Raw genomic sequence first — 19,787 nt, forward strand, 5'->3', positions numbered from 1 at the left:
TGAGCAGTGTGTTAACCATCTCGGAGGGACCTGCATGCCCAGCCCACTGCGTCCGGATCAACGGCGGTTTCCCCTGCACGTTCATATCAGCGTGATGTTTACCTTCCTGCTGTTACTGACCGGGGTGGTATTGGGCATTTTCAATTATCGGCAAACCACACAAATCATTCTGTCCAGCAGCGAGAAGCTCTTCAATCGTATCGAGCAGGATGTCCGCCTCGATCTGAAAGCGACCTACGAACCGATTCGCCACCTGTTGAGCTTGCAGATCCTCAACCCCGCTGTTCACGCGCCGGACCTTGAGCAACGCCTGGCGCTGCTCAAACCCTTCAGCCAGTCGCTCACCGACAACCCTGATCTGGCGTCGCTGTACCTGGGCTACGGCAATGGTGACTTCTTCATGGTTCGCCCTCTGCGGACCGTCGATTTGAAAAACCTGCTCAAAGCCCCCGAGAACGCGGCTTATCAAGTATGGAGCATTGAGCGAAACGGCGGCGGCCAGGTGCTCTCGCAATCCTTGTTTTTCGACCGGAACCTGGCCTTCATCAGCCGCCAGGACCACCCCGACGACACTTACGATCCGCGTAGCCGTGTCTGGTTTACCGGCGCCAGCCGCGACAACGATCAGATCACCACCGAACCCTATGTCTTCTTCTCCACCCACAATGTCGGCACCACCCTGGCACGGCGCGGTGGCGAACAGGTCGTGATAGGCGCGGACCTGACCCTGGCCGAACTCAGTGCCACCCTGGCCAAACACGTGGTAACGCCCGCCACCGAGATCGTGCTGTTCGATGCCCAAGGCAATGCCGTCGCCTACCCCGACGCCAGCCGGCTGATCATCGACGATCAGACCGCCCATCTGATCAAGGCCGCCGACCTGAACCCCAGCCTGAAGGCACTGCTCAATAACCCTCTTGAAGGCAATCGCCTGAATGCCGGCGGTCGCCAATGGATCGTAGCCCGCAGCAGCATGCAGGAAGGTGGCCCCACAGGGCTGCAATTGGCCTTGCTGGTGCCGGAAGATGAGTTGCTCGTCGATGCCTACCGCATGCGCTGGCAAGGCGCACTGATTACCCTGGCAACGCTGCTGCTGTGCATACCGCTGGGTTGGCTGACCTCGCGGATGCTGGTCAAGCCCCTGCGCGCACTGGTGCAGGAAGCGGATGCGATTCGCAGTTTCGATTTCAATTTTCCGCTGTCCCGTCGCTCTCCAGTACTCGAAGTCGACCAATTGAGCGTGTCGATGGCGCGCATGAAAGACACCCTGGCGAGCTTCTTCCAGATCACCGACAGTCTGAGCGCCGAAACCCGATTCGCCCCATTGCTGCAACGGGTGCTGTTTGAAACCGTGAAAATCGGCCAGGCCCAGGCCGGTCTGATCTACTTGCGCGAAGGCGACGGCGATCGCATGGAACCCCACGGCCTGGTCATCAACGATACCGCGCAAGCCCTGTCGTCATTCGGCATTCAGGCCCACTCGATTCAAGACCCGCAGAGCCCCACCTGGTTGCAGCAGTTGTCGAGCGCTGACAATGTCGTCAGCAATCTCGGTTTCGAGCAGGCGGGGGATTTGCAAAAAGTGCTGCTGGCACTGGAATGCCCGCGGGTTCATCTGATCGGTATCCGCTTGCACAATCGCCATAACGACACCGTGGGCCTGCTGGTGTTTCTGCTGGCTGACAGCGGCAACCAGAGTGACCTGGAAAAACTTCGCCCGGACCGCATTGCGTTTTTGCAGGCTGTGTCCGGTGCGGCCGCGGTGAGCATCGAAAGCCAGCGCTTGCAAGACCGGCAAAAACAACTGCTGGACGCGTTCATCAAGCTGTTGGCCGGTGCGATTGACGCCAAGAGCCCCTACACCGGCGGGCATTGTCAGCGTGTGCCCGCCCTGACGCTGATGCTCGCCCAGGCCGCTGCAGCCAGCAAAGATCCGGCTTTCAGCAGCTATCAACCCACCGATGATGAATGGGAGGCGCTGCACGTCGCCGCCTGGCTGCACGACTGCGGCAAGATCACCACACCGGAATACGTCGTTGATAAAGCCACGAAACTGGAAACCCTCAACGACCGCATCCACGAAATCCGCACCCGTTTCGAAGTGCTCAAGCGCGATGCCTGGGTCAGTTACTGGCAAGCGGTCGCCCAAGGTGGCGACGAACAAGACCTGGCGCAGCAGCGTGATGCCACGCTGTTAGGGCTGGACGATGATTTTGCTTTCATTGCCCGCTGTAATCTCGGTGGCGAGGCCATGGCCGAAAGCGATCTGCAACGCCTGCGCAGCGTCGGCCAACGCACCTGGACGCGAACCCTTGATGACCGGCTGGGTGTTTCCTGGGAAGAGAACCGGCGTCAGGCCCGTACCCCGGAACCGACACTGCCGGTCACCGAATCGCTGCTGGCGGACAAGCCCGAGCACCTGTTCGAACGCGCCGAAGCCGAACTGATCGCGCCCGTCAATCCCTGGGGTTTCAAACTCGATGTACCTCGCTACAAGTACAACCGCGGCGAACTCTACAACCTGAGCATCAGTCGCGGCACATTGACCCGCGAAGAGCGCTACATCATCAATCACCACATCGTGCAGACAATCCTGATGCTCAGCCACCTGCCGTTTCCCGGCCATCTGCGCAACGTTGCGGAAATCGCCGGCGGTCACCACGAAAAAATGGACGGCACCGGTTACCCCAAACGCTTGAAGCGTGAGGAGATGAGCCTGCCGGCACGGATGATGGCGATTGCCGATATTTTCGAAGCACTGACCGCCGCCGACCGGCCCTACAAGAAAGCCAAGTCCTTGAGCGAAGCACTGGGCATCATGGCCACCATGTGCCGGGATGCCCACATCGACCCGGAGTTGTTCAGGCTGTTCATCAAGACGCACATCTACCTGCGGTACGCCGAACGCTTCCTTGATCCACAGCAGATCGATGCGGTAGATCCGTCAGGCCTGCTGATCAAGGCCGGCCTGTCGGCGTGAGCTTGAATCGGCAATCAGCAGTCGGTCAGGCGCAGGAAAATCGCCGCCAGTTGCTCGATACCCGCCTGATCCTGCGCGGTGAACCGCGCCAGTTTCGGGCTGTCGAGGTCCAGCACACCGATCAGGCGACCGTTCTTGACCAGCGGCACCACCAGTTCGCTGTTCGACGCACTGTCACAGGCGATATGCCCGGGGAATGCGTGCACGTCTTCGACCAATTGCGTTTGCAAGGTCGCCGCTGCGGTCCCGCACACGCCTCGACCGAACGGAATCCGCACACAGGCGATTTGCCCCTGAAACGGACCCAGCACCAGTTCTTCGTTGCGATTGAGGTAGAAACCGGCCCAGTTCAGGTCATCGAGCTGATTGAACAGGAATGCGGAAAACTGCGCGGCGTTGGCGATGAAATCGCGCTCGTCCGCCAACAGCGACTCAAGCTGCGCGTGCAGCATGCCGTAGCCTTCGAGGCCTTGGCCGCTCTTTTGTAAATCGATCATGCCTTGTGCTCCAACAGTTTCAGCCCGACCCAATAGCGGGCAAATTGATACGCGCAACGTCCGTTACGATTGCCTCGCCCCGTGGCCCAGCGCACCGCGAGGATGTCCAGCTCTTCAGTGCGTTGCCATTCGAGGCCGGCCTTGTCGGCCAGTTGGCCGATCCAGTGTTCGACGACGTTGAGAAAGTGTTCCTGGGTAAATGGATAGAACGACAGCCACAAGCCGAAGCGATCCGACAGGGCGATCTTGTCCTCCACCGCCTCGCTGGGGTGCAATTCGCCATCGACCCTTTTCCAGTTTTCGTTATCGCTTTCCTTTTCCGGCACCAGGTGGCGACGGTTGGAAGTGGCGTACAACAACACGTTATCCGGTGCCTGTTCGAGGGAACCGTCGAGTACACTTTTGAGTACGCGATAATCGCCTTCACCCGACTCGAACGACAAGTCATCGCAGAACAACACAAAGCGCTGGGGCAGTTTGGCGATTTGTTCGACCACCCGAGGCAAGTCCGCCAGGTGATCGCGCTCGATTTCGATCAGGCGCAAACCGCCGACGGCGTGCTCGGCAAGCAAGGCACGGACCAGCGAGGATTTACCGGTGCCGCGCGAGCCCCAGAGCAAGGCATGGTTGGCCGGCATGCCATCGAGAAACTGTTGGGTATTGCGTCCCAGTTGTTCCACTTGCCGGTCGACGCCGATCAGGTCGGACAGACGCATGTCGAGACTGACCTGCAGCGGCAGCAGGAAACCGCTGCGCCCTTCACGCTGCCAACGTGCAGCCAGGCAGGTTGTCCAGTCGATGGCTTGCCGAGGGGTGGGCAGCAGCGGTTCGATACGGGCCAGAACGGCATCGGCGCGTTCAAGAAAAGCATTCAATCGGGAATCCACGTCTTCTCCTCGGGCACGTTCACAGTAATGATGGCGATACAGCGACAAAACACAGCGTTTGATGACCGGGCCAGGCCCCTGGTACAAGGGCTCGCGAGAACATCGGCATCCGTGCATGATCGGCTATGCTTGAGCAGCGAAGGGAAACGGAAGTGATCCAGCACCCCATGGATATCAAGTTCACCAACCGGCTGTCTTACAAGCAAGCCCGGCTAACCGTGCTGGTCGGCTTTATTCTCGGCACGCTGCTCAGCCTGCTGCAAATAGGCATCGATTATGCCAGTGAAGACGCCTCCATCAACCGTGAAATCCTGTCTTTGCTGGAAATCAGCCACAACCCGGCCTCACGCATCGCCTATAACATCGACGCCGAGCTCGCGCAGGAACTGACCCTGGGCCTGTTGCGTTCACCGGCGATCATCGGTGCGAAACTGACCGACAACAACGGCAACGTGCTGGCCAACGTCAAGCGCCCCGGCCAGCAAAGCGGCTATCGCGTGCTCAGCGACCTGCTGTTCGGCGCCGACCGGCAGTTCGAAGACCGCCTCTATCTGGACCATTTGCCAAGCGAATCCCTCGGCACGCTGCAACTGGACGTCGACACTTATTCATTCGGCTACCGGTTCCTGCGTCGCGCCGAAGTGACCCTGCTCAACGGCTTTGCCCGCAGCCTGATCCTGACCGGCCTGCTGCTGGCACTGTTCTATGTGATGCTGACCAAACCCTTGGTGCGGGTTATTCGCGAGCTCAGTGGCCGCGACTCGCGCAACGCTGAACCGACCGCTCTGGAATGTCCGGCCGGACACGCCAACGATGAGATCGGTGTGCTGGTGAAAGTCGCCAACCAGCAATTTGAAAATGTCGCCACCGAAATCCAGCAGCGACGCAACGCAGAAAACCGCCTGACCGATTACCTCAGCCAACTGGAAAACATCGTTTCGGCGCGCACCGCCGAACTCAAGGCGATCAACGCCCGCCTCAGTCAATCCAATCAGGAGCTGGAAGTCGCTCGCAGCACCGCCCTGGACATGGCCGAAGCGCGCTCGGTGTTCCTGGCCAACATGAGCCATGAAATTCGCACGCCGCTCAATGGTCTGCTGGGAATGATTGCGCTGTCCCTGGACGGTCCGCTGAACGCAGAGCAACAGCAACAACTGGCCATTGCCCATGACTCGGGCAAGGTGCTGGTGGAGTTGCTCAACGATATTCTCGATCTGTCGAAATTCGATGCCGGTCAACTCGAACTCGAACACATCCCGTTCGACCTGGGTTCGCTGATCGAAGACACCGCCAACCTGCTGTCGCAGAACGCGGCGCCGGGTGTCGAACTGACCTGCCTGATCGATCCGCAGTTTCCGGCACTGGTGCTCGGCGATCCGACCCGGGTCCGGCAGATCGTCAGCAACCTGCTGTCCAATGCGCTCAAGTTCACCCGTTTCGGGCGGGTCGATGTGCGCCTTTCGACATTCGGTGATGGCGTCAGAATCGAGGTCTGCGACACGGGCATCGGTATCCCCCAGGACGCCCAGGTCAAGATCTTCCAGCCTTTCACCCAGGCCGGTGCCGGGATTACCCGGCAATTCGGTGGTACCGGACTGGGCCTGGCCCTGACCTACAACCTTTGCGAAGCCATGCAAGGACGCCTGACCATCAGCTCGGAAGCGGGTTTCGGCAGCCAGTTCTGCGCGCAACTGCCACTGCCCCGCCACACCCGTTCCCTGGTCCCTCCGTCCTTGAAGGGCAAGGTCATCGCCATCACCGCCGCCAGCAGCGGCCTGGCCGAACTGCTGGGCAGCGTATTGCCCGGTTGGGGGCTGGACTATCAGCAACGCGCCATCGACGACCCGTTGATCGGCCTGCATCCCGATATACTGATTACCGATTGCCCTGAATGCCTGTTCAACCTGCGCCCCACCTGCACCGCGCCGATTCTACTGGTGACTGCCTACGGCAGCTTCATGCCCAGCGAACAAGCCAACGCCCTCGCCCCCTTGCAGCAACAGGCACGCCCCTTGGCACGCAATGCGCTGCACCAGACCTTGCGCCGCGTCCTGCAACCGGAAATCGCCACCATCGATGACATCCGGATCGACACCCAATCGCCGCAACGTCGTGCACGAGTGCTGTTGGTCGAGGACAATCCGGTCAATCAACTGGTGGCCAAGGGCATGCTCGGCAAACTCGGGTGCGAGGTGATCGTCGCGGCCCATGGTGTCGAGGCACTGGATCATCTGGAAGACAGCGAATTCGATCTGGTGTTGATGGACTGCAACATGCCAGTGATGGACGGCTATGAAGCCAGTCGGCAAATCCGCCGCAGCGGACGCTGGCCGCAATTGCCCATCGTCGCCCTCACCGCCAACGCCATGTCCGAAGAACGCGAACGTTGCCGTGCGGCGGGCATGAGCGACTACCTGGCCAAACCCTTTCGCCGGGAAGAGCTCGCCGCGCTGCTGGACGTCTGGATTCCCGTTACGACAGTGCCTTGATTTGCCCCAACAGGTGATCCAGTCCGTCGCGCAGCTCATTCAGGCGATCCAGATCCACCCCGCTGTCGCACAGTAGCCGCGCCTTCAACGGCCCGACCTGATCGCGCAATGCCAGGCCGCTTGGCGACAGACTCAAGTGCACCTCACGCTCATCCCGGGCCGAACGCTGACGCTGGACCAATTGCAGTTGCTCAAGTCGCTTGAGCAAAGGTGTCAGCGTGCCGGAGTCCAGCGCCAGGCGCTCACCCAGAGCCTTCACGGTCGGTTGCTCCGGCGCTGACGCCTGCCATTCCCACAACACCAGCATCGCCAGGTATTGCGGGTAGGTCAGGCCCAGTTGATCGAGCATCGGCTTGTAGGCCCGGATCACCGCCCGGGAAGCGGCGTACAGCTTGAAGCAGAGCTGGCTGTCGAGGTTCAGGGAATCGACGGACAAGGTGTTCATTTGAGCAGGGCTTCGATCTCGCGGCTCAGGTCCTGCGGCTTGGTCGCCGGGGCGAAACGCTTCACCAGCTGACCGTCCTTGCCGATCAGGAACTTGGTGAAGTTCCATTTGATGCCCTGGGAGCCAAGCACACCCGGTGCACGTTTTTTCAGTTGCACGAACAGCGGATGGGCACCGGCACCATTGACCTCGATCTTTTTGAACAGCGGGAAACTGACGCCGTAGTTCAACTCGCAGAACTCGCTGATCGCCCCTTCATTACCTGGCTCCTGCTTGCCGAATTGATTGCAGGGAAACCCCAGCACCACCAGGCCTTGATCCTTGTAGGTCTGCCACAGCTCTTCGAGACCTTTGTATTGAGGGGTGAAACCGCATTTGCTGGCGGTGTTGACCACCAATACGGCTTTACCGGCGAAATCCGCCAGGGTCTTTTGCTCGCCCTTGATGGTGGTGCACGGGATGTTTAGCAGCTTGTCGCTCATGGTGAAGGCTCCGAATTCGAGGATATGCACCAAACATAGCGAGCAATTGAATTGTGTGCAATTTATATTATCGGACGCCTCCTCAGTGTAGGAGCGAGCTCGCGATGATCGTCAACGATAACGCGGGGAGCCGGGTGCCCCGCGTTGGTCTCTATCCCATCGCGAGCAAGCTCGCTCCTACAGAGGGCGTGTTATCCGCGCGGTACCAGGTCCAGGCATACCGAGTTGATGCAGTAGCGCAGGCCGGTGGGCGGCGGGCCATCCGGGAACACATGACCCAGATGCGCATCGCATTTGGCGCAGACCACTTCGGTGCGGATCATGCCGTGGCTGACGTCACGGATTTCAGTCATGGCACTGTCGCCAATCGGCGCATAGAAGCTCGGCCAGCCGCAGCCGGAATCAAATTTGGTCTTGGAATCGAACAGCGGCTCGTTACAGCAGATGCAGTGGTAGATGCCGTCGACCTTGCTGTCGTTGTATTTGCCGGAGAACGGGCGTTCGGTGCCCTTGAGCCGGCACACGTTGTATTGCTCGGGGTCGAGCATGGCTTTCCATTCTTCCAGGGTTTTTTCCAACTTTTCCATCATCACACCTCGGCGGCTGAAAAAGCCCGATCTGTACCTTTTCCACGGATCAGGCGGCACGTATGATTGCGCCTCGTCAAACGCCAGTCTGGCAGCCAGACCACGCGCATTCAAACGGATTTATGAATGCTGCCTCTCAAGGCGTCAGGCCTGTGTGATTACGCAGGATTCCCAGTACGGTTGTTCACACGCCGCCTGGATCGTTCATTTTCGGGAACACATCGCCATGCAGGTCAGCAAATCGAACAAGCTCGCCAACGTCTGCTACGACATTCGCGGCCCGGTGCTCAAGCACGCCAAACGCCTGGAAGAGGAAGGCCATCGCATCCTCAAGCTGAATATCGGCAACCCGGCGCCCTTTGGTTTCGAAGCACCGGATGAAATCCTCCAGGACGTCATCCGCAACCTGCCGACCGCCCAGGGCTATAGCGACTCCAAAGGCCTGTTCAGCGCGCGCAAGGCCGTGATGCAGTACTACCAGCAAAAGCAGGTGGAAGGCGTCGGCATTGAAGACATCTACCTGGGTAACGGCGTTTCCGAGCTGATCGTGATGTCGATGCAGGCCCTTCTCAACAACGGCGATGAAGTGCTGGTGCCGGCTCCGGACTACCCGTTGTGGACCGCGGCCGTGAGCCTGTCGGGTGGTAACCCGGTGCACTACCTGTGCGACGAACAGGCCAACTGGTGGCCGGATCTGGCTGACATCAAGGCCAAGATCACCCCGAACACCAAGGCACTGGTGATCATCAACCCGAACAACCCGACCGGCGCGGTGTACTCGAAAGAAGTCCTGCTGGGCATGCTGGAACTGGCCCGCCAGCACAACCTGGTGGTGTTTTCCGACGAGATCTACGACAAGATCCTGTACGACGATGCCGTGCACATCTGCACCGCCTCCCTGGCACCAGACCTGCTGTGCCTGACCTTCAACGGTCTGTCCAAGTCCTATCGCGTCGCCGGCTTCCGCTCCGGCTGGATCGCCATTTCCGGTCCGAAGCACCACGCCCAGAGCTACATCGAGGGCATCGACATGCTGGCCAACATGCGCCTGTGTGCCAACGTGCCGAGCCAGCACGCGATCCAGACCGCGCTGGGTGGCTATCAGAGCATCAACGATCTGGTGCTGCCGCCAGGGCGCCTGCTGGAACAGCGCAACCGCACCTGGGAGCTGCTCAACGACATTCCGGGTGTCAGCTGCGTCAAGCCGATGGGTGCGCTCTATGCGTTCCCGCGCATCGACCCGAAGGTCTGCCCGATCCACAACGACGAGAAATTCGTCCTCGACCTGTTGCTCTCCGAGAAGCTGCTGGTGGTGCAAGGCACGGCCTTCAACTGGCCATGGCCGGACCACTTCCGCGTCGTGACCCTGCCACGGGTCGATGACCTGGACATGGCCATCGGCCGCATCGGCAACTTCCTCAAATCCTATCGCCAGTAATGTGACCTCACCGTGCGACGCCCACACTCGTCGCACGGTGATTCATTCAGCAACACATGTTTGTACCTTGCGGACTCTCGCAGCCTCAGCCCCTGCCCCACCACACAGAAGCGTTTCTCGCCTAGTAACGGCGGGGTCTGCAACACCCATGGGTCCTACAAAGACTTCCCTGTTCAATATCAGAAATGCCCTGCAGGCAGCTAAGCTGTTGCCGTAGGACACAGTTTGAAATAGTCACCCGGTTGAATACCCCGGTGCAGCACCTTATATACCCCGCAGTACGCTACATCTTTAGCATAAGGAGATTTCTACAACCATGATGCGCATCCTGCTGTTTTTGGCCACTAACCTGGCGGTCGTGCTGATTGCCAGCATCACCCTGAGCCTTTTCGGCTTCAACGGGTTCATGGCGGCCAACGGGGTTGATCTCAACCTCAATCAGCTGCTGATTTTCTGTGCGGTCTTTGGTTTCGCCGGTTCCCTGTTCTCGCTGTTCATCTCCAAGTGGATGGCGAAGATGAGCACCAGCACCCAGATCATTACCCAGCCACGCACTCGTCACGAGCAATGGCTGTTGCAAACCGTCGAGCAACTGTCCCGGGAAGCCGGGATAAAGATGCCCGAAGTCGGGATTTTCCCGGCCTACGAGGCAAACGCCTTCGCCACCGGCTGGAACAAGAACGACGCACTGGTCGCGGTCAGCCAGGGCTTGCTCGAGCGTTTCTCGCCGGATGAAGTGAAAGCCGTCCTGGCCCACGAAATCGGTCACGTGGCCAATGGCGACATGGTGACCCTGGCGCTGATACAGGGCGTGGTGAATACCTTCGTGATGTTCTTCGCACGGATCATCGGCAACTTTGTCGACAAGGTGATCTTCAAGAACGAAGAAGGCCAGGGTATCGCCTACTACGTGGCGACCATCTTCGCCGAACTGGTCCTGGGTATCCTGGCCAGCGCCATCGTGATGTGGTTCTCGCGCAAACGGGAATTCCGTGCCGACGAAGCCGGTGCAAACCTGGCCGGTACCGCCGCGATGATCGGCGCCCTGCAACGCCTTCGTGCGGAACAAGGCCTGCCTGTGCACATGCCTGACACCCTGAATGCCTTCGGCATCAACGGTGGCCTCAAACAGGGCTTCGCCCGTATGTTCATGAGCCACCCGCCGCTGGAAGAGCGTATTGACGCGCTGGCCCGTCGTCGGGGCTGAGTAATACCGAGGTAAACAAGAAGGCCCGCAGAGATGCGGGCCTTTTTTTGTCTGTTGATTGTTGGAGTGATCACTCTGGCCCCTTCGCGAGCAGGCTCGCTCCCACAGTGGTTATTTGTGATATGCAAATTTACTGTGGGAGCGAGCCTGCTCGCGAAGAGGCCGGAACAATCAACAAAAACTACCGGCTGGAAACCCTATAAACCCGCTCTTCAAGCCGGGTGACGCCCGCTTCCAGAAACTTCCCGCTCTCGCTCAGCACATCCTGATCCTCCAGGACTTTCAATGCCCACGAAGCCCCGAACAACCGCTGCACTTCATCATCAACCACGGCGAACGGCGGGCCGGACATTTGATCCTGATCGTAGTCCAGCGTAATCAGCAGCCCTTGAGAACCCTTGGGCAGAATCCGATTCAAATGCACCGCATATTGCTCACGCATCGCCGGTGGTAACGCAATCAACGCAGCGCGATCATAAAGCGCGGAACAATCAGCGACATCGCCAGGCGTCAAGGCAAAAAAATCCCCACACCACAGCTCGATGGAACCGGCCCGATAGACATTGAAAGGTCCTTGCTCACTGACAGCCGGGTCCAGTTGATGCTCACTGAAGAAATCCTCAACGGCCTTCTCCGACAACTCGACACCCAGCACCTCATGCCCGCAGTGCGCCAGCCATAACAGATCCAGGCTCTTGCCGCACAACGGCACCAGCACCCGCGCACTGTCTTCCAGGTCCAGCTGTGGCCAGAACCGTTGCAGATAAGGGTTTACCTGCGGCAGGTGAAAGCCGATCTGATTCGACGCCCACTTCTTGTGCCAAAACTCCGGCTGCATAAATAACCCCAAAAATTCGATCAAAACACCCTAAAACTTATATTAGATTTAGATCAATGATCTGACTGAAGATGGGGCCATCTTAACTCTCAGGAGCTCATTCATGTTCCCCAGCCTCTACATATCCCATGGCTCTCCCATGCTTGCCCTGGAACCTGGCGCCAGCGGCCCCGCCCTCGCTCGCCTGGCGGCGGACATGCCCAAGCCCAAAGCCATTGTGATTGTTTCTGCGCATTGGGAAAGTCATGAACTCCTGGTCAGCGCCAACCCCCGGCCTGAAACCTGGCACGACTTCGGTGGTTTCCCGAGGGCGCTGTTCGAAGTGCAATACCCGGCCCCCGGCGATCCCCCGCTGGCGGCGGAGGTTGTCGAACTGTTGAACGCAGCCGAGCTTCCCGCGCACATCGACAATCAGCGGCCGTTCGACCATGGCGTTTGGGTGCCCTTGTCATTGATGTATCCGCAGGCCGACATTCCGATTGTCCAGGTCTCCCTGCCCTCCCGTGGCGGGCCTGCCCTGCAAACCCGCGTCGGCCATGCCCTGGCCAGCCTGCGCGAACATGGCGTGCTGTTGATCGGCTCCGGCAGCATTACCCACAACCTGCGGGAACTCGACTGGCATGCCGGCCCCGAGAGCGTCGAACCCTGGGCGCAGGTCTTTCGCGACTGGATGATCGAGAAACTTGAGGCCAATGACGAAGCGGCCTTGCATGATTATCGTCAACAGGCACCCAACGCCGTGCGTAACCATCCCAGCGATGAGCATCTGCTGCCACTGTACTTTGCCCGCAGCGCCGGGGGAGATTTCAGCGTTGCCCACAAAGGCTTCACCATGGGTGCACTGGGAATGGATATTTACCGCTTCGGCTGAGGGGAAATCGAGTCGCGTCCTTCGCGAGCAGGCTCGCTCCCACAATGGATGCGTGTCACTCACAAATCCCCTGCTCGCGAAGGGCACACCGTCGATTGAGAGGCAAAAAAAATCCCCGAACCAGTCGGGGATTTTTCATATCCGATCAATCAGCCCGAAAGCGGATCAATCTTCGCGATAGCGACGCAGCTTCAACTGCTTGCCGGCAACGCGAGTGTCCTTCAGTTTGGTCAGCAGACGCTCCAGACCATCTTCCGGCAGCTCGACGAGGCTGAAGCTGTCGCGCACCTGGATGCGACCGATGGCCTCACGAGCCAGACCACCTTCATTGAGGATGGCGCCCAGCAGGTTCTTGGCGGCGATACCGTCACGCGCACCCAGCGCGGTACGGCAACGGGCACGACCTTCGGCCAACGGCATCGGGGCACGACGCTCGCGGTCGCCACGCTCAGGACGGTCACCGGAACGCTCCGGACGATCGCCACGCGGTGCGTTGTTCGGCACCAGTGGACGCTCTTTCTCGATAGCGGCCAGGTTCAGCGCTTGACCGTTGGTAGCCTTGCGCAGCAGGGCTGCGGCCAGGGCACGCGGGCTGCAACCGATATCGGCGGTCAGGCGATCGAGCAGATCACCGTGAGTCGATTCGGCGTCAGCCACCAGCGGCGACAGGCTGTTGGTCAGTTTCTTGATGCGTGCATCCAGAACGGCTTGCGCGTCCGGCAGACGAACTTCAGCAACCTTCTGACCGGTTACACGCTCAATCACTTGCAGCATGCGGCGCTCACGTGGAGTCACCAGCAGCAATGCACGACCTTCGCGACCGGCACGGCCGGTACGGCCGATACGGTGAACGTAGGATTCCGGGTCGTACGGCATGTCAACGTTGAACACGTGAGTGATGCGCGGTACGTCCAGACCACGAGCAGCAACGTCGGTCGCCACAACGATGTCCAGACGGCCATCCTTGAGGGAGTCGATCACGCGCTCACGCTGGTTCTGGGCAATGTCACCGTTCAGCGCAGCGGCTTTGTAGCCTTTGGCTTCCAGGGCGCTGGCCAGGTCCAGGGTCGCTTGCTTGGTACGCACGAACATGATCAGCGCATCGAAATCTTCCACTTCCAGCAAGCTGAGAACGGCAGAAGTCTTCTGGTCGGCGTGAACCAACAGGTGAGCCTGTTCGATCGCGGTAACGGTCTGGGTCTTGCTCTGGATCTTCACGTGCTTCGGATCGCGCAGGTGGCGCTCGGCGATGGCACGGATCGACTGCGGCAAGGTAGCCGAGAACAATACGGTCTGACGGGTTTCCGGCATGGCCTTGAAGATAACTTCCAGGTCGTCCATGAAGCCCAGTTTCAGCATTTCGTCTGCTTCGTCGAGAACCAGGTGGTTCACGGTCGCCAGAACTTTTTCGTCGCGACGCAGGTGGTCGCACAGACGGCCCGGAGTGGCGACAACGATCTGTGCGCCATTACGGATTGCTTTCAGTTGTGGGCCCATCGGCGCGCCGCCGTAGACAGCCACAACAGTTACGCCCGGCATTTGCTTGGCGTAGGTTTCGAAAGCGGTTGCAACTTGCAGCGCCAACTCACGAGTTGGGGCCAGGATCAGAGCTTGCGGCTCGCGCTTGGACGGATCAATGCGGTGCAGGATAGGCAGGGCAAAGGCAGCGGTTTTACCGGTACCGGTTTGCGCCTGACCAATCATATCGTGACCGGCGAGAATGATCGGGATCGACTGCTGCTGAATGGCCGAAGGCTCTTCATAGCCGGTAGCGACTACTGCAGCGACAATATTTGGATGAAGTTCAAGAGCGGCGAAGCCGCCGATTTCCTGGGTCATGGGTCTGCCTCTAAGTGCATCCGCAAAGACCCATGCTCCAAAGCTGCGCATGCCGTGTTGAGACTCAAGAGTCGCCCTGGCAGCTTTGTCGGCGGGGATTTGCGAAAACGAATGAATGAAAAGAATCGTCAAGGAAGAGTCCGCAGTACGGACGTGCAGCCGAAGCTGACTTCGGGGAATTGCTCTACCTAAACGCGGCCCGGCTAAAGGCCGGCGCGCACTATACCGGAATTTGCCGAAAAAGGGAGCCTTTTTTTAACGCAAAAAACCCGCGTACGGCGTTCTGTCACAGGCTTTGCGGATAATCGTGCGAGCGTCTATTTTTCAAAGGCCCGGCCCTGTGGGCTATAGCGCTAAAACGGTTCACCCTGAACGCACGGACCGTCGGTCCGACTCCCCTTTGCGCCCGAGGAAATGCCCCATGAAAGAGCTCGACACCAGCCGTGTGAGCCGTGAAAAGCGCGGTCATGTCCTGTTGATCGGCCTGGATCGGGTCGCCAAACGCAACGCCTTCGACCTCGACCTGCTCAACGAACTGAGCCTGGCCTACGGTGAGTTCGAAGCCGACAGCGATGCAAGGGTGGCGGTGGTGTTTGGTCATGGCGAGCATTTCACTGCCGGGCTGGATCTGGTGAACACCAGCGCAGCACTGAGCGAAGGCTGGCATGCACCGCCCGGAGGCTGCGATCCCTGGGGCGTATTCGCCGGCCCCAGGGTCAACAAACCCGTGATCGTCGCCGCCCAGGGTTACTGCCTGACCATCGGCATCGAGTTGATGCTGGCGGCCGATATCAACCTGTGCGCCAGCAACACCCGTTTCGCGCAAATGGAAGTGCAGCGCGGCATTTTTCCCTTCGGCGGTGCCACGCTGCGTCTGCATCAAGTGGCCGGCTGGGGGAATGCCATGCGCTGGATGCTGACCGGCGACGAGTTCGATGCCCACGATGCCTTGCATCTGGGGCTGGTGCAGGAGGTCATGGCCAGTGAGGATTTGCTGCCACGGGCGCTCGAGTTGGCCGAGCGAATTGCCCGGCAGGCGCCACTGGCGGTGCAGGCGACGCTGATGTCTGCCCGACAGGCGCGTTATGAAGGGGAAACCGCCGCGGCCCAAGGATTGCCTGCGCTGGTGAAGAAGTTGCTGAGTACCGAGGACGCGCGGGAGGGTGTGCGGTCGTTGGTGGAGCGGCGGCCCGGCGTATTCAAAGGACTTTAGTTCGGTATTGAAAGCTTTCGCGAGCAGGCTCGCTCCCACATTGGATCACGGTCAAATGTGGGAGCGAGCCTGCTCGCGAAGAGGTCCTCACGGACACCGGCTTATGTCGCCGGCCGAATCGCCTTGATCAATGACTGCAACGAATACCCCAACCGCGGCGCCAGGGCTTCGGCCCGAGCGGCCAACCCTTCCATATCCAGCACCTGATCCAGCTCAGAAGGTACGATCAGGATCACGTTGCCCTCCTTCACCGGCAATTCCCAGTAGTGGCGATGGTAGAGACCGCGCAGCAATGCGGCGCCCAATGGCTTGCCATCATCGGTGGCCCATTGATTGATCACCAGCCAGCCACCCGGATTCAGGCGTTTCTGGCAGTTCTCCAGGAAGGTCCAGGCCAGGTGCCCGACACCGGGACCGACGTCGGTGTAAAGATCGACAAAAATCAGATCCGCAGGCTCGGCGGTGTCGAGCAGTTCCAGCGCATCGCCCACGCGGATGTACAGGCGCGGATCATCATCCAGCCCCAGGTATTCGATGGCCAGGCGCGGCACATCGGGGCGCAATTCAATGGCTTCGACATCTTCCAGCGGCAGGAACTTGAGGCAGGCCTGGGTCAGCGTACCGGCGCCAAGCCCGAGAAACAGCGCGGTTTCCGGCAGTTCGTGGCATAGCGCACCAATCAGCATCGCCCGGGTGTAATCGTATTCGAGCCAACTCGGGTCGGCGGTGAACACGCAGCTTTGCTCGATGGCATCGCCGAATTCGAGAAACCGGTAATCGGCCACTTCCAGCACACGAATCACGCCAAATTCGTCCTGCACCTCGGCGAGCAAATGCTCGACGCGCTCCTCAGTCATTTCGTCTCCCGATCGTCACCGTGGCCGGCAACGCAATAACACCGCGAACAGGGTGCGGCAAAGGCGCGATTGTCCTTGAAGCGACGGGAACAGGTCACGCACTAATTTGCTGATAACATGGTTGTCCGAGCGTAAAACATTAGAGACTGTGATGAGCCAACCCTGGAGCCCTGACAGCTGGCGCGCCCTGCCGATCCAGCAACAACCCCAATATCCCGACGCGGCGCATTTGCAGCACGTCGAGCAAACCCTGGCCAGCTACCCGCCGCTGGTGTTTGCCGGTGAGGCCCGGGAATTGCGCCGTCAGTTTGCCGAAGTGACCCAGGGCCGCGCGTTTCTGTTGCAGGGCGGCGACTGCGCCGAAAGTTTCGCCGAGTTCTCCGCCGCGAAAATCCGCGACACCTTCAAGGTACTGCTGCAGATGGCGATTGTTATGACCTTCGCGGCCGGTTGCCCGGTGGTCAAGGTCGGGCGCATGGCCGGGCAGTTCGCCAAACCGCGTTCGGCCAACGACGAAACCATCGACGGCGTGACCCTGCCGGCCTACCGCGGCGATATCGTCAATGGCATCGGTTTCGACGAAAAAAGCCGCGTGCCGGACCCGGAGCGCCTGCTGCAGTCCTATCACCAGTCCACCGCCACCCTGAACCTGCTGCGCGCCTTCGCCCAAGGCGGGTTTGCCGACCTGCACCAGGTGCACAAGTGGAACCTGGACTTCATCGCCAACTCGGCCCTGGCGGAAAAGTACAGCCACCTGGCTGACCGCATTGATGAGACCCTGGCGTTCATGCGCGCCTGCGGCATGGACAGTTCGCCGCAACTGCGCGAGACCAGTTTCTTCACCGCCCACGAAGCGCTGCTGCTGAACTACGAAGAAGCCTTCGTGCGTCGCGACAGCCTGACCAACGATTACTACGACTGCTCGGCCCATATGCTGTGGATCGGCGACCGCACCCGTCAGCTCGACGGCGCCCACGTCGAATTCCTGCGCGGGGTGAACAATCCGATCGGCGTCAAGGTCGGTCCGAGCATGAACCCTGAAGAGCTGATCCGCTTGATCGACGTACTCAATCCGGACAACGATCCCGGCCGTCTGAATCTGATTGCGCGGATGGGCGCGAACAAGGTCGGCGATCACTTGCCGCAGCTGATCCGTGCCGTGCAGCGTGAAGGCAAGAAGGTGCTGTGGAGTTCGGACCCGATGCACGGCAACACCATCAAGGCCAGCAGTGGCTACAAGACCCGCGACTTCGCGCAGATCCTTGGCGAAGTGAAGCAGTTCTTCCAGGTGCACGAAGCTGAAGGCAGTTATGCCGGCGGTATTCATATCGAAATGACCGGGCAGAACGTCACCGAGTGCATTGGCGGGGCGCGGCCGATTACCGAAGACGGTTTGTCGGATCGGTACCACACCCATTGCGACCCGCGGATGAATGCCGACCAGTCGCTGGAATTGGCGTTTTTGATTGCCGAAACCCTGAAACAAGTCCGGCGCTAAATCGCGGCGCCCCCTTCGCGAGCAGGCTCGCTCCCACACGCCCGGTAACAACTGTGGGAGCGAGCCTGCTCGCGAAGGCGTCCGCTCAATCACCACCAATCTGCGCCAATGCCACCCTCAACTTCGCCGCACTCGCCCGCGGGCAATTCAACTGAACCCGCTCAAGCCCCAGCCAATCCGCCATCTGCTGCAGATTGACCGCCAGCGCCAGCATCCCTTCATCATCCAGCCCCGGCTCTTCCTCATGCACCGCATGCACCGCCAGGCGCCCCGCCGCCCGTTCGGCGCGAAGATCGACCCGCGCGGCAATTCTTTCCTTGTGTAAAAACGGCAACACGTAATAGCCATAGACCCGCTTGTCCGCCGGCGTGTAAATCTCCAGTCGATAGCGAAAATCAAACAGACGCTCTGTGCGGCTACGCTCCCAGATCAGCGAATCGAAAGGTGATAACAACGCACTGGCCTCGACCTTGCGCGGCACCTTGGGCTCGGGCAGGCAATAAGCCGGCTGCCGCCAGCCCTGAACCTGGCAGACGAGCAAATCGCCCGCCTCGACCAATTCTTCAAGTCGAGGACGACTGTCAGCGGGATTCAAACGGAAGTAGTCGCGCAAATCTTTCTCCGTGCCCACACCCAAGGCTGTCGCGGCATGCAGCAACAAACCACGCTGCGCCTCGGTCTCGCTGAGCCAGGGTTGCGCCAGAATGGCCGAGGGGATCACCCTCTCAGGCAAGTCATAAAGCCGCTCGAATCCGCGCCGGCCGGCGACGGTCACTTCTCCTGCGGCGAACAACCATTCCAGCGCATGCTTTTCCGCGCTCCAGTCCCACCAGGGCCCTGCCCGCTCCTGGCGAGTCGACAGGCTGCCCGCGCCCAACGCACCCTGCTCCTGAACGCAGGACAGCACCCGTCGAATCGTGTCCTGCTGTTCACGACCGAACCGCGCCAGTTGTTGATAGATATCTTCGCCCCGCATCGCTCGCTGCATGCGCCAGCGCATCAAGGGGTACATCGACAAGGGCAGCAGAGAGGCTTCATGCCCCCAATATTCAAACAACGTGCGACGCCGGCCCTGACTCCAGGCAGCCTGGTCCAGCAAGTCGGAAGCGTAATTACCGAGACGGGAAAACAGCGGAAGGTAGTGCGAACGCACCACGGCGTTGACGGAGTCGATCTGCAGAATGCCCAGCCGCTCGATCAAACGGTTGAGCTGTACCGGTTTGATCGTCGCCGGCGGCTGGCGCCCGTTGAATCCTTGGGCAGCCAGCGCCAGACGCCGAGCCTGTTTGAGGGAAAAGGACTGTGTTGCGGGCATGAGCATCTCCTTGTCTGCTCGCAACCTACCTCACCGAAAGTCGGTTTGTGTAGTTGTGTCTTGCTCATTTGTGCATCGGGTCATCCCAGAACGGCCGGATGGCCTCGTGCTCGACATCCGCACGACTGAGCCCGATGTCTTTCAATGCTTCATCACTCATGCCCGCCAACATTTCACGTTCACGGTGCAGTTCGTACCAGCGGTTAAATTTGTGCAGCAAATCGGATATCAGGTGGATGGAGTGTTTTTCTGCATCGACGAAGCCTTTTTGACCTTTCATCTTGTTGCCCTCCGTTTGGATGGCTCAAGTTTCTCGCCGGAGCTAAGATCAATCCAACGAATGT

Annotated in this window: 16 protein-coding genes and 1 pseudogene; 7 read left to right on the forward strand and 10 right to left on the reverse strand. The window is 59.8% G+C overall.

The features are described from left to right. The first annotated feature begins 34 nt into the window (after window positions 1–34). Entirely contained in the window at window positions 35–2,980 is a 2,946-nt protein-coding gene (locus tag CKW21_RS26145) for an HD domain-containing phosphohydrolase (protein ID WP_095196761.1), read from the forward strand. 14 nt (window positions 2,981–2,994) lie between these two features. Here CKW21_RS26145 and CKW21_RS26150 read toward each other — a convergent pair whose 3' ends face one another. Both CKW21_RS26150 and CKW21_RS26155 read right to left on the reverse strand, forming a co-directional pair. Further along, window positions 2,995–3,477: a GAF domain-containing protein gene (locus CKW21_RS26150; RefSeq protein ID WP_095196762.1), complete on the reverse strand. Its 483-nt coding sequence runs from the start codon at window positions 3,475–3,477 to the stop codon at window positions 2,995–2,997. Next, window positions 3,474–4,364 carry an ATP-binding protein gene (locus CKW21_RS26155; protein WP_095196763.1) on the reverse strand — a complete coding sequence of 297 codons (891 nt, stop codon included), beginning with the start codon at window positions 4,362–4,364 and terminating at the stop codon, window positions 3,474–3,476. The genes CKW21_RS26150 and CKW21_RS26155 overlap by 4 nt, the downstream gene beginning before the upstream one ends. Window positions 4,365–4,489: 125 nt before the next feature. Between CKW21_RS26155 and CKW21_RS26160 the strand changes: the two genes are divergently transcribed. Then, on the forward strand, window positions 4,490–6,853 hold the full coding sequence (locus CKW21_RS26160) for a response regulator (RefSeq protein ID WP_095196764.1): 2,364 nt from the start codon (window positions 4,490–4,492) through the stop codon (window positions 6,851–6,853). Here the strand turns inward: CKW21_RS26160 and CKW21_RS26165 are convergent. The 3 genes from CKW21_RS26165 to msrB all read right to left on the reverse strand — a co-directional run bounded on the left by CKW21_RS26165 (window position 6,837) and on the right by msrB (window position 8,367). Then, window positions 6,837–7,298: a MarR family winged helix-turn-helix transcriptional regulator gene (locus CKW21_RS26165; RefSeq protein ID WP_095196765.1), complete on the reverse strand. Its 462-nt coding sequence runs from the start codon at window positions 7,296–7,298 to the stop codon at window positions 6,837–6,839. The genes CKW21_RS26160 and CKW21_RS26165 overlap by 17 nt on opposite strands. Then, window positions 7,295–7,780: a glutathione peroxidase gene (locus tag CKW21_RS26170; RefSeq protein WP_095196766.1), complete on the reverse strand. Its 486-nt coding sequence runs from the start codon at window positions 7,778–7,780 to the stop codon at window positions 7,295–7,297. Before CKW21_RS26170 ends, CKW21_RS26165 begins: the two co-directional genes overlap by 4 nt. Before the next feature lie 191 nt (window positions 7,781–7,971). Then, window positions 7,972–8,367: a peptide-methionine (R)-S-oxide reductase MsrB gene (msrB, locus tag CKW21_RS26175; RefSeq protein ID WP_095196767.1), complete on the reverse strand. Its 396-nt coding sequence runs from the start codon at window positions 8,365–8,367 to the stop codon at window positions 7,972–7,974. Window positions 8,368–8,593: 226 nt separating this feature from the next. Here msrB and CKW21_RS26180 point away from each other — a divergent pair, with 226 nt between their 5' ends. Beyond that, window positions 8,594–9,805, forward strand: coding sequence for a pyridoxal phosphate-dependent aminotransferase (locus CKW21_RS26180; protein WP_007983502.1), 1,212 nt, complete (start codon window positions 8,594–8,596; stop codon window positions 9,803–9,805). A 316-nt stretch (window positions 9,806–10,121) separates the two neighbouring features. Then, window positions 10,122–11,012: a protease HtpX gene (gene htpX / locus CKW21_RS26185; protein ID WP_077044600.1), complete on the forward strand. Its 891-nt coding sequence runs from the start codon at window positions 10,122–10,124 to the stop codon at window positions 11,010–11,012. Window positions 11,013–11,193: 181 nt separating this feature from the next. On the opposite strand, the gene CKW21_RS26190 is transcribed toward htpX, so the two are convergent. Continuing rightward, a complete protein-coding gene (locus CKW21_RS26190; protein ID WP_095196768.1) occupies window positions 11,194–11,850 on the reverse strand; it encodes a thiopurine S-methyltransferase in 657 nt (218 codons plus the stop codon). Window positions 11,851–11,953: 103 nt separating this feature from the next. Here CKW21_RS26190 and CKW21_RS26195 point away from each other — a divergent pair, with 103 nt between their 5' ends. Then, on the forward strand, window positions 11,954–12,721 hold the full coding sequence (locus CKW21_RS26195) for a class III extradiol ring-cleavage dioxygenase (protein WP_095196769.1): 768 nt from the start codon (window positions 11,954–11,956) through the stop codon (window positions 12,719–12,721). A gap of 165 nt (window positions 12,722–12,886) precedes the next feature. Here CKW21_RS26195 and CKW21_RS26200 read toward each other — a convergent pair. Beyond that, window positions 12,887–14,594, reverse strand: a pseudogene (locus CKW21_RS26200) (DEAD/DEAH box helicase). Between the two features lie 387 nt (window positions 14,595–14,981). Here CKW21_RS26200 and CKW21_RS26210 point away from each other — a divergent pair. After that, a complete protein-coding gene (locus tag CKW21_RS26210; protein ID WP_095196771.1) occupies window positions 14,982–15,773 on the forward strand; it encodes a crotonase/enoyl-CoA hydratase family protein in 792 nt (263 codons plus the stop codon). 101 nt (window positions 15,774–15,874) lie between these two features. On the opposite strand, the gene CKW21_RS26215 is transcribed toward CKW21_RS26210, so the two are convergent. Next, window positions 15,875–16,630, reverse strand: coding sequence for a spermidine synthase (locus CKW21_RS26215; RefSeq protein ID WP_095196772.1), 756 nt, complete (start codon window positions 16,628–16,630; stop codon window positions 15,875–15,877). 151 nt (window positions 16,631–16,781) lie between these two features. On the opposite strand from CKW21_RS26215, the gene CKW21_RS26220 reads away from it, so the two are divergent. Further along, entirely contained in the window at window positions 16,782–18,128 is a 1,347-nt protein-coding gene (locus tag CKW21_RS26220) for a class II 3-deoxy-7-phosphoheptulonate synthase (RefSeq protein ID WP_095196773.1), read from the forward strand. A gap of 85 nt (window positions 18,129–18,213) precedes the next feature. Here CKW21_RS26220 and CKW21_RS26225 read toward each other — a convergent pair whose 3' ends face one another. Next, complete coding sequence (locus tag CKW21_RS26225) at window positions 18,214–19,443, reverse strand: winged helix-turn-helix domain-containing protein (RefSeq protein ID WP_095196774.1); 1,230 nt, start codon at window positions 19,441–19,443, stop codon at window positions 18,214–18,216. Between the two features lie 64 nt (window positions 19,444–19,507). Further along, the gene (locus CKW21_RS26230; protein ID WP_095196775.1) at window positions 19,508–19,723 is read right to left on the reverse strand and encodes a DUF1127 domain-containing protein; all 216 of its coding nucleotides are present in this window, start codon (window positions 19,721–19,723) and stop codon (window positions 19,508–19,510) included. Window positions 19,724–19,787: the final 64 nt, after the last annotated feature.

The sequence above is a fragment of the Pseudomonas sp. Irchel 3A7 genome (genome assembly GCF_900187565.1).
Lineage (GTDB): Bacteria > Pseudomonadota > Gammaproteobacteria > Pseudomonadales > Pseudomonadaceae > Aquipseudomonas.

What these genes read in the sequence shown, in the direction of transcription:
- htpX (WP_077044600.1), top strand. Translation starts at nt 10,122, where the DNA reads ATGATGCGCATCCTGCTGTTTTTGGCCACTAACCTGGCGGTCGTGCTG.
- CKW21_RS26220 (WP_095196773.1), top strand. Translation starts at nt 16,782, where the DNA reads ATGAGCCAACCCTGGAGCCCTGACAGCTGGCGCGCCCTGCCGATCCAG.
- CKW21_RS26165 (WP_095196765.1), bottom strand. Translation starts at nt 7,298, where the DNA reads ATGAACACCTTGTCCGTCGATTCCCTGAACCTCGACAGCCAGCTCTGC.
- CKW21_RS26180 (WP_007983502.1), top strand. Translation starts at nt 8,594, where the DNA reads ATGCAGGTCAGCAAATCGAACAAGCTCGCCAACGTCTGCTACGACATT.
- CKW21_RS26145 (WP_095196761.1), top strand. Translation starts at nt 35, where the DNA reads ATGCCCAGCCCACTGCGTCCGGATCAACGGCGGTTTCCCCTGCACGTT.
- CKW21_RS26150 (WP_095196762.1), bottom strand. Translation starts at nt 3,477, where the DNA reads ATGATCGATTTACAAAAGAGCGGCCAAGGCCTCGAAGGCTACGGCATG.
- CKW21_RS26170 (WP_095196766.1), bottom strand. Translation starts at nt 7,780, where the DNA reads ATGAGCGACAAGCTGCTAAACATCCCGTGCACCACCATCAAGGGCGAG.
- CKW21_RS26225 (WP_095196774.1), bottom strand. Translation starts at nt 19,443, where the DNA reads ATGCCCGCAACACAGTCCTTTTCCCTCAAACAGGCTCGGCGTCTGGCG.
- CKW21_RS26210 (WP_095196771.1), top strand. Translation starts at nt 14,982, where the DNA reads ATGAAAGAGCTCGACACCAGCCGTGTGAGCCGTGAAAAGCGCGGTCAT.
- CKW21_RS26215 (WP_095196772.1), bottom strand. Translation starts at nt 16,630, where the DNA reads ATGACTGAGGAGCGCGTCGAGCATTTGCTCGCCGAGGTGCAGGACGAA.
- CKW21_RS26195 (WP_095196769.1), top strand. Translation starts at nt 11,954, where the DNA reads ATGTTCCCCAGCCTCTACATATCCCATGGCTCTCCCATGCTTGCCCTG.
- CKW21_RS26190 (WP_095196768.1), bottom strand. Translation starts at nt 11,850, where the DNA reads ATGCAGCCGGAGTTTTGGCACAAGAAGTGGGCGTCGAATCAGATCGGC.
- msrB (WP_095196767.1), bottom strand. Translation starts at nt 8,367, where the DNA reads ATGGAAAAGTTGGAAAAAACCCTGGAAGAATGGAAAGCCATGCTCGAC.
- CKW21_RS26230 (WP_095196775.1), bottom strand. Translation starts at nt 19,723, where the DNA reads ATGAAAGGTCAAAAAGGCTTCGTCGATGCAGAAAAACACTCCATCCAC.
- CKW21_RS26160 (WP_095196764.1), top strand. Translation starts at nt 4,490, where the DNA reads ATGCTTGAGCAGCGAAGGGAAACGGAAGTGATCCAGCACCCCATGGAT.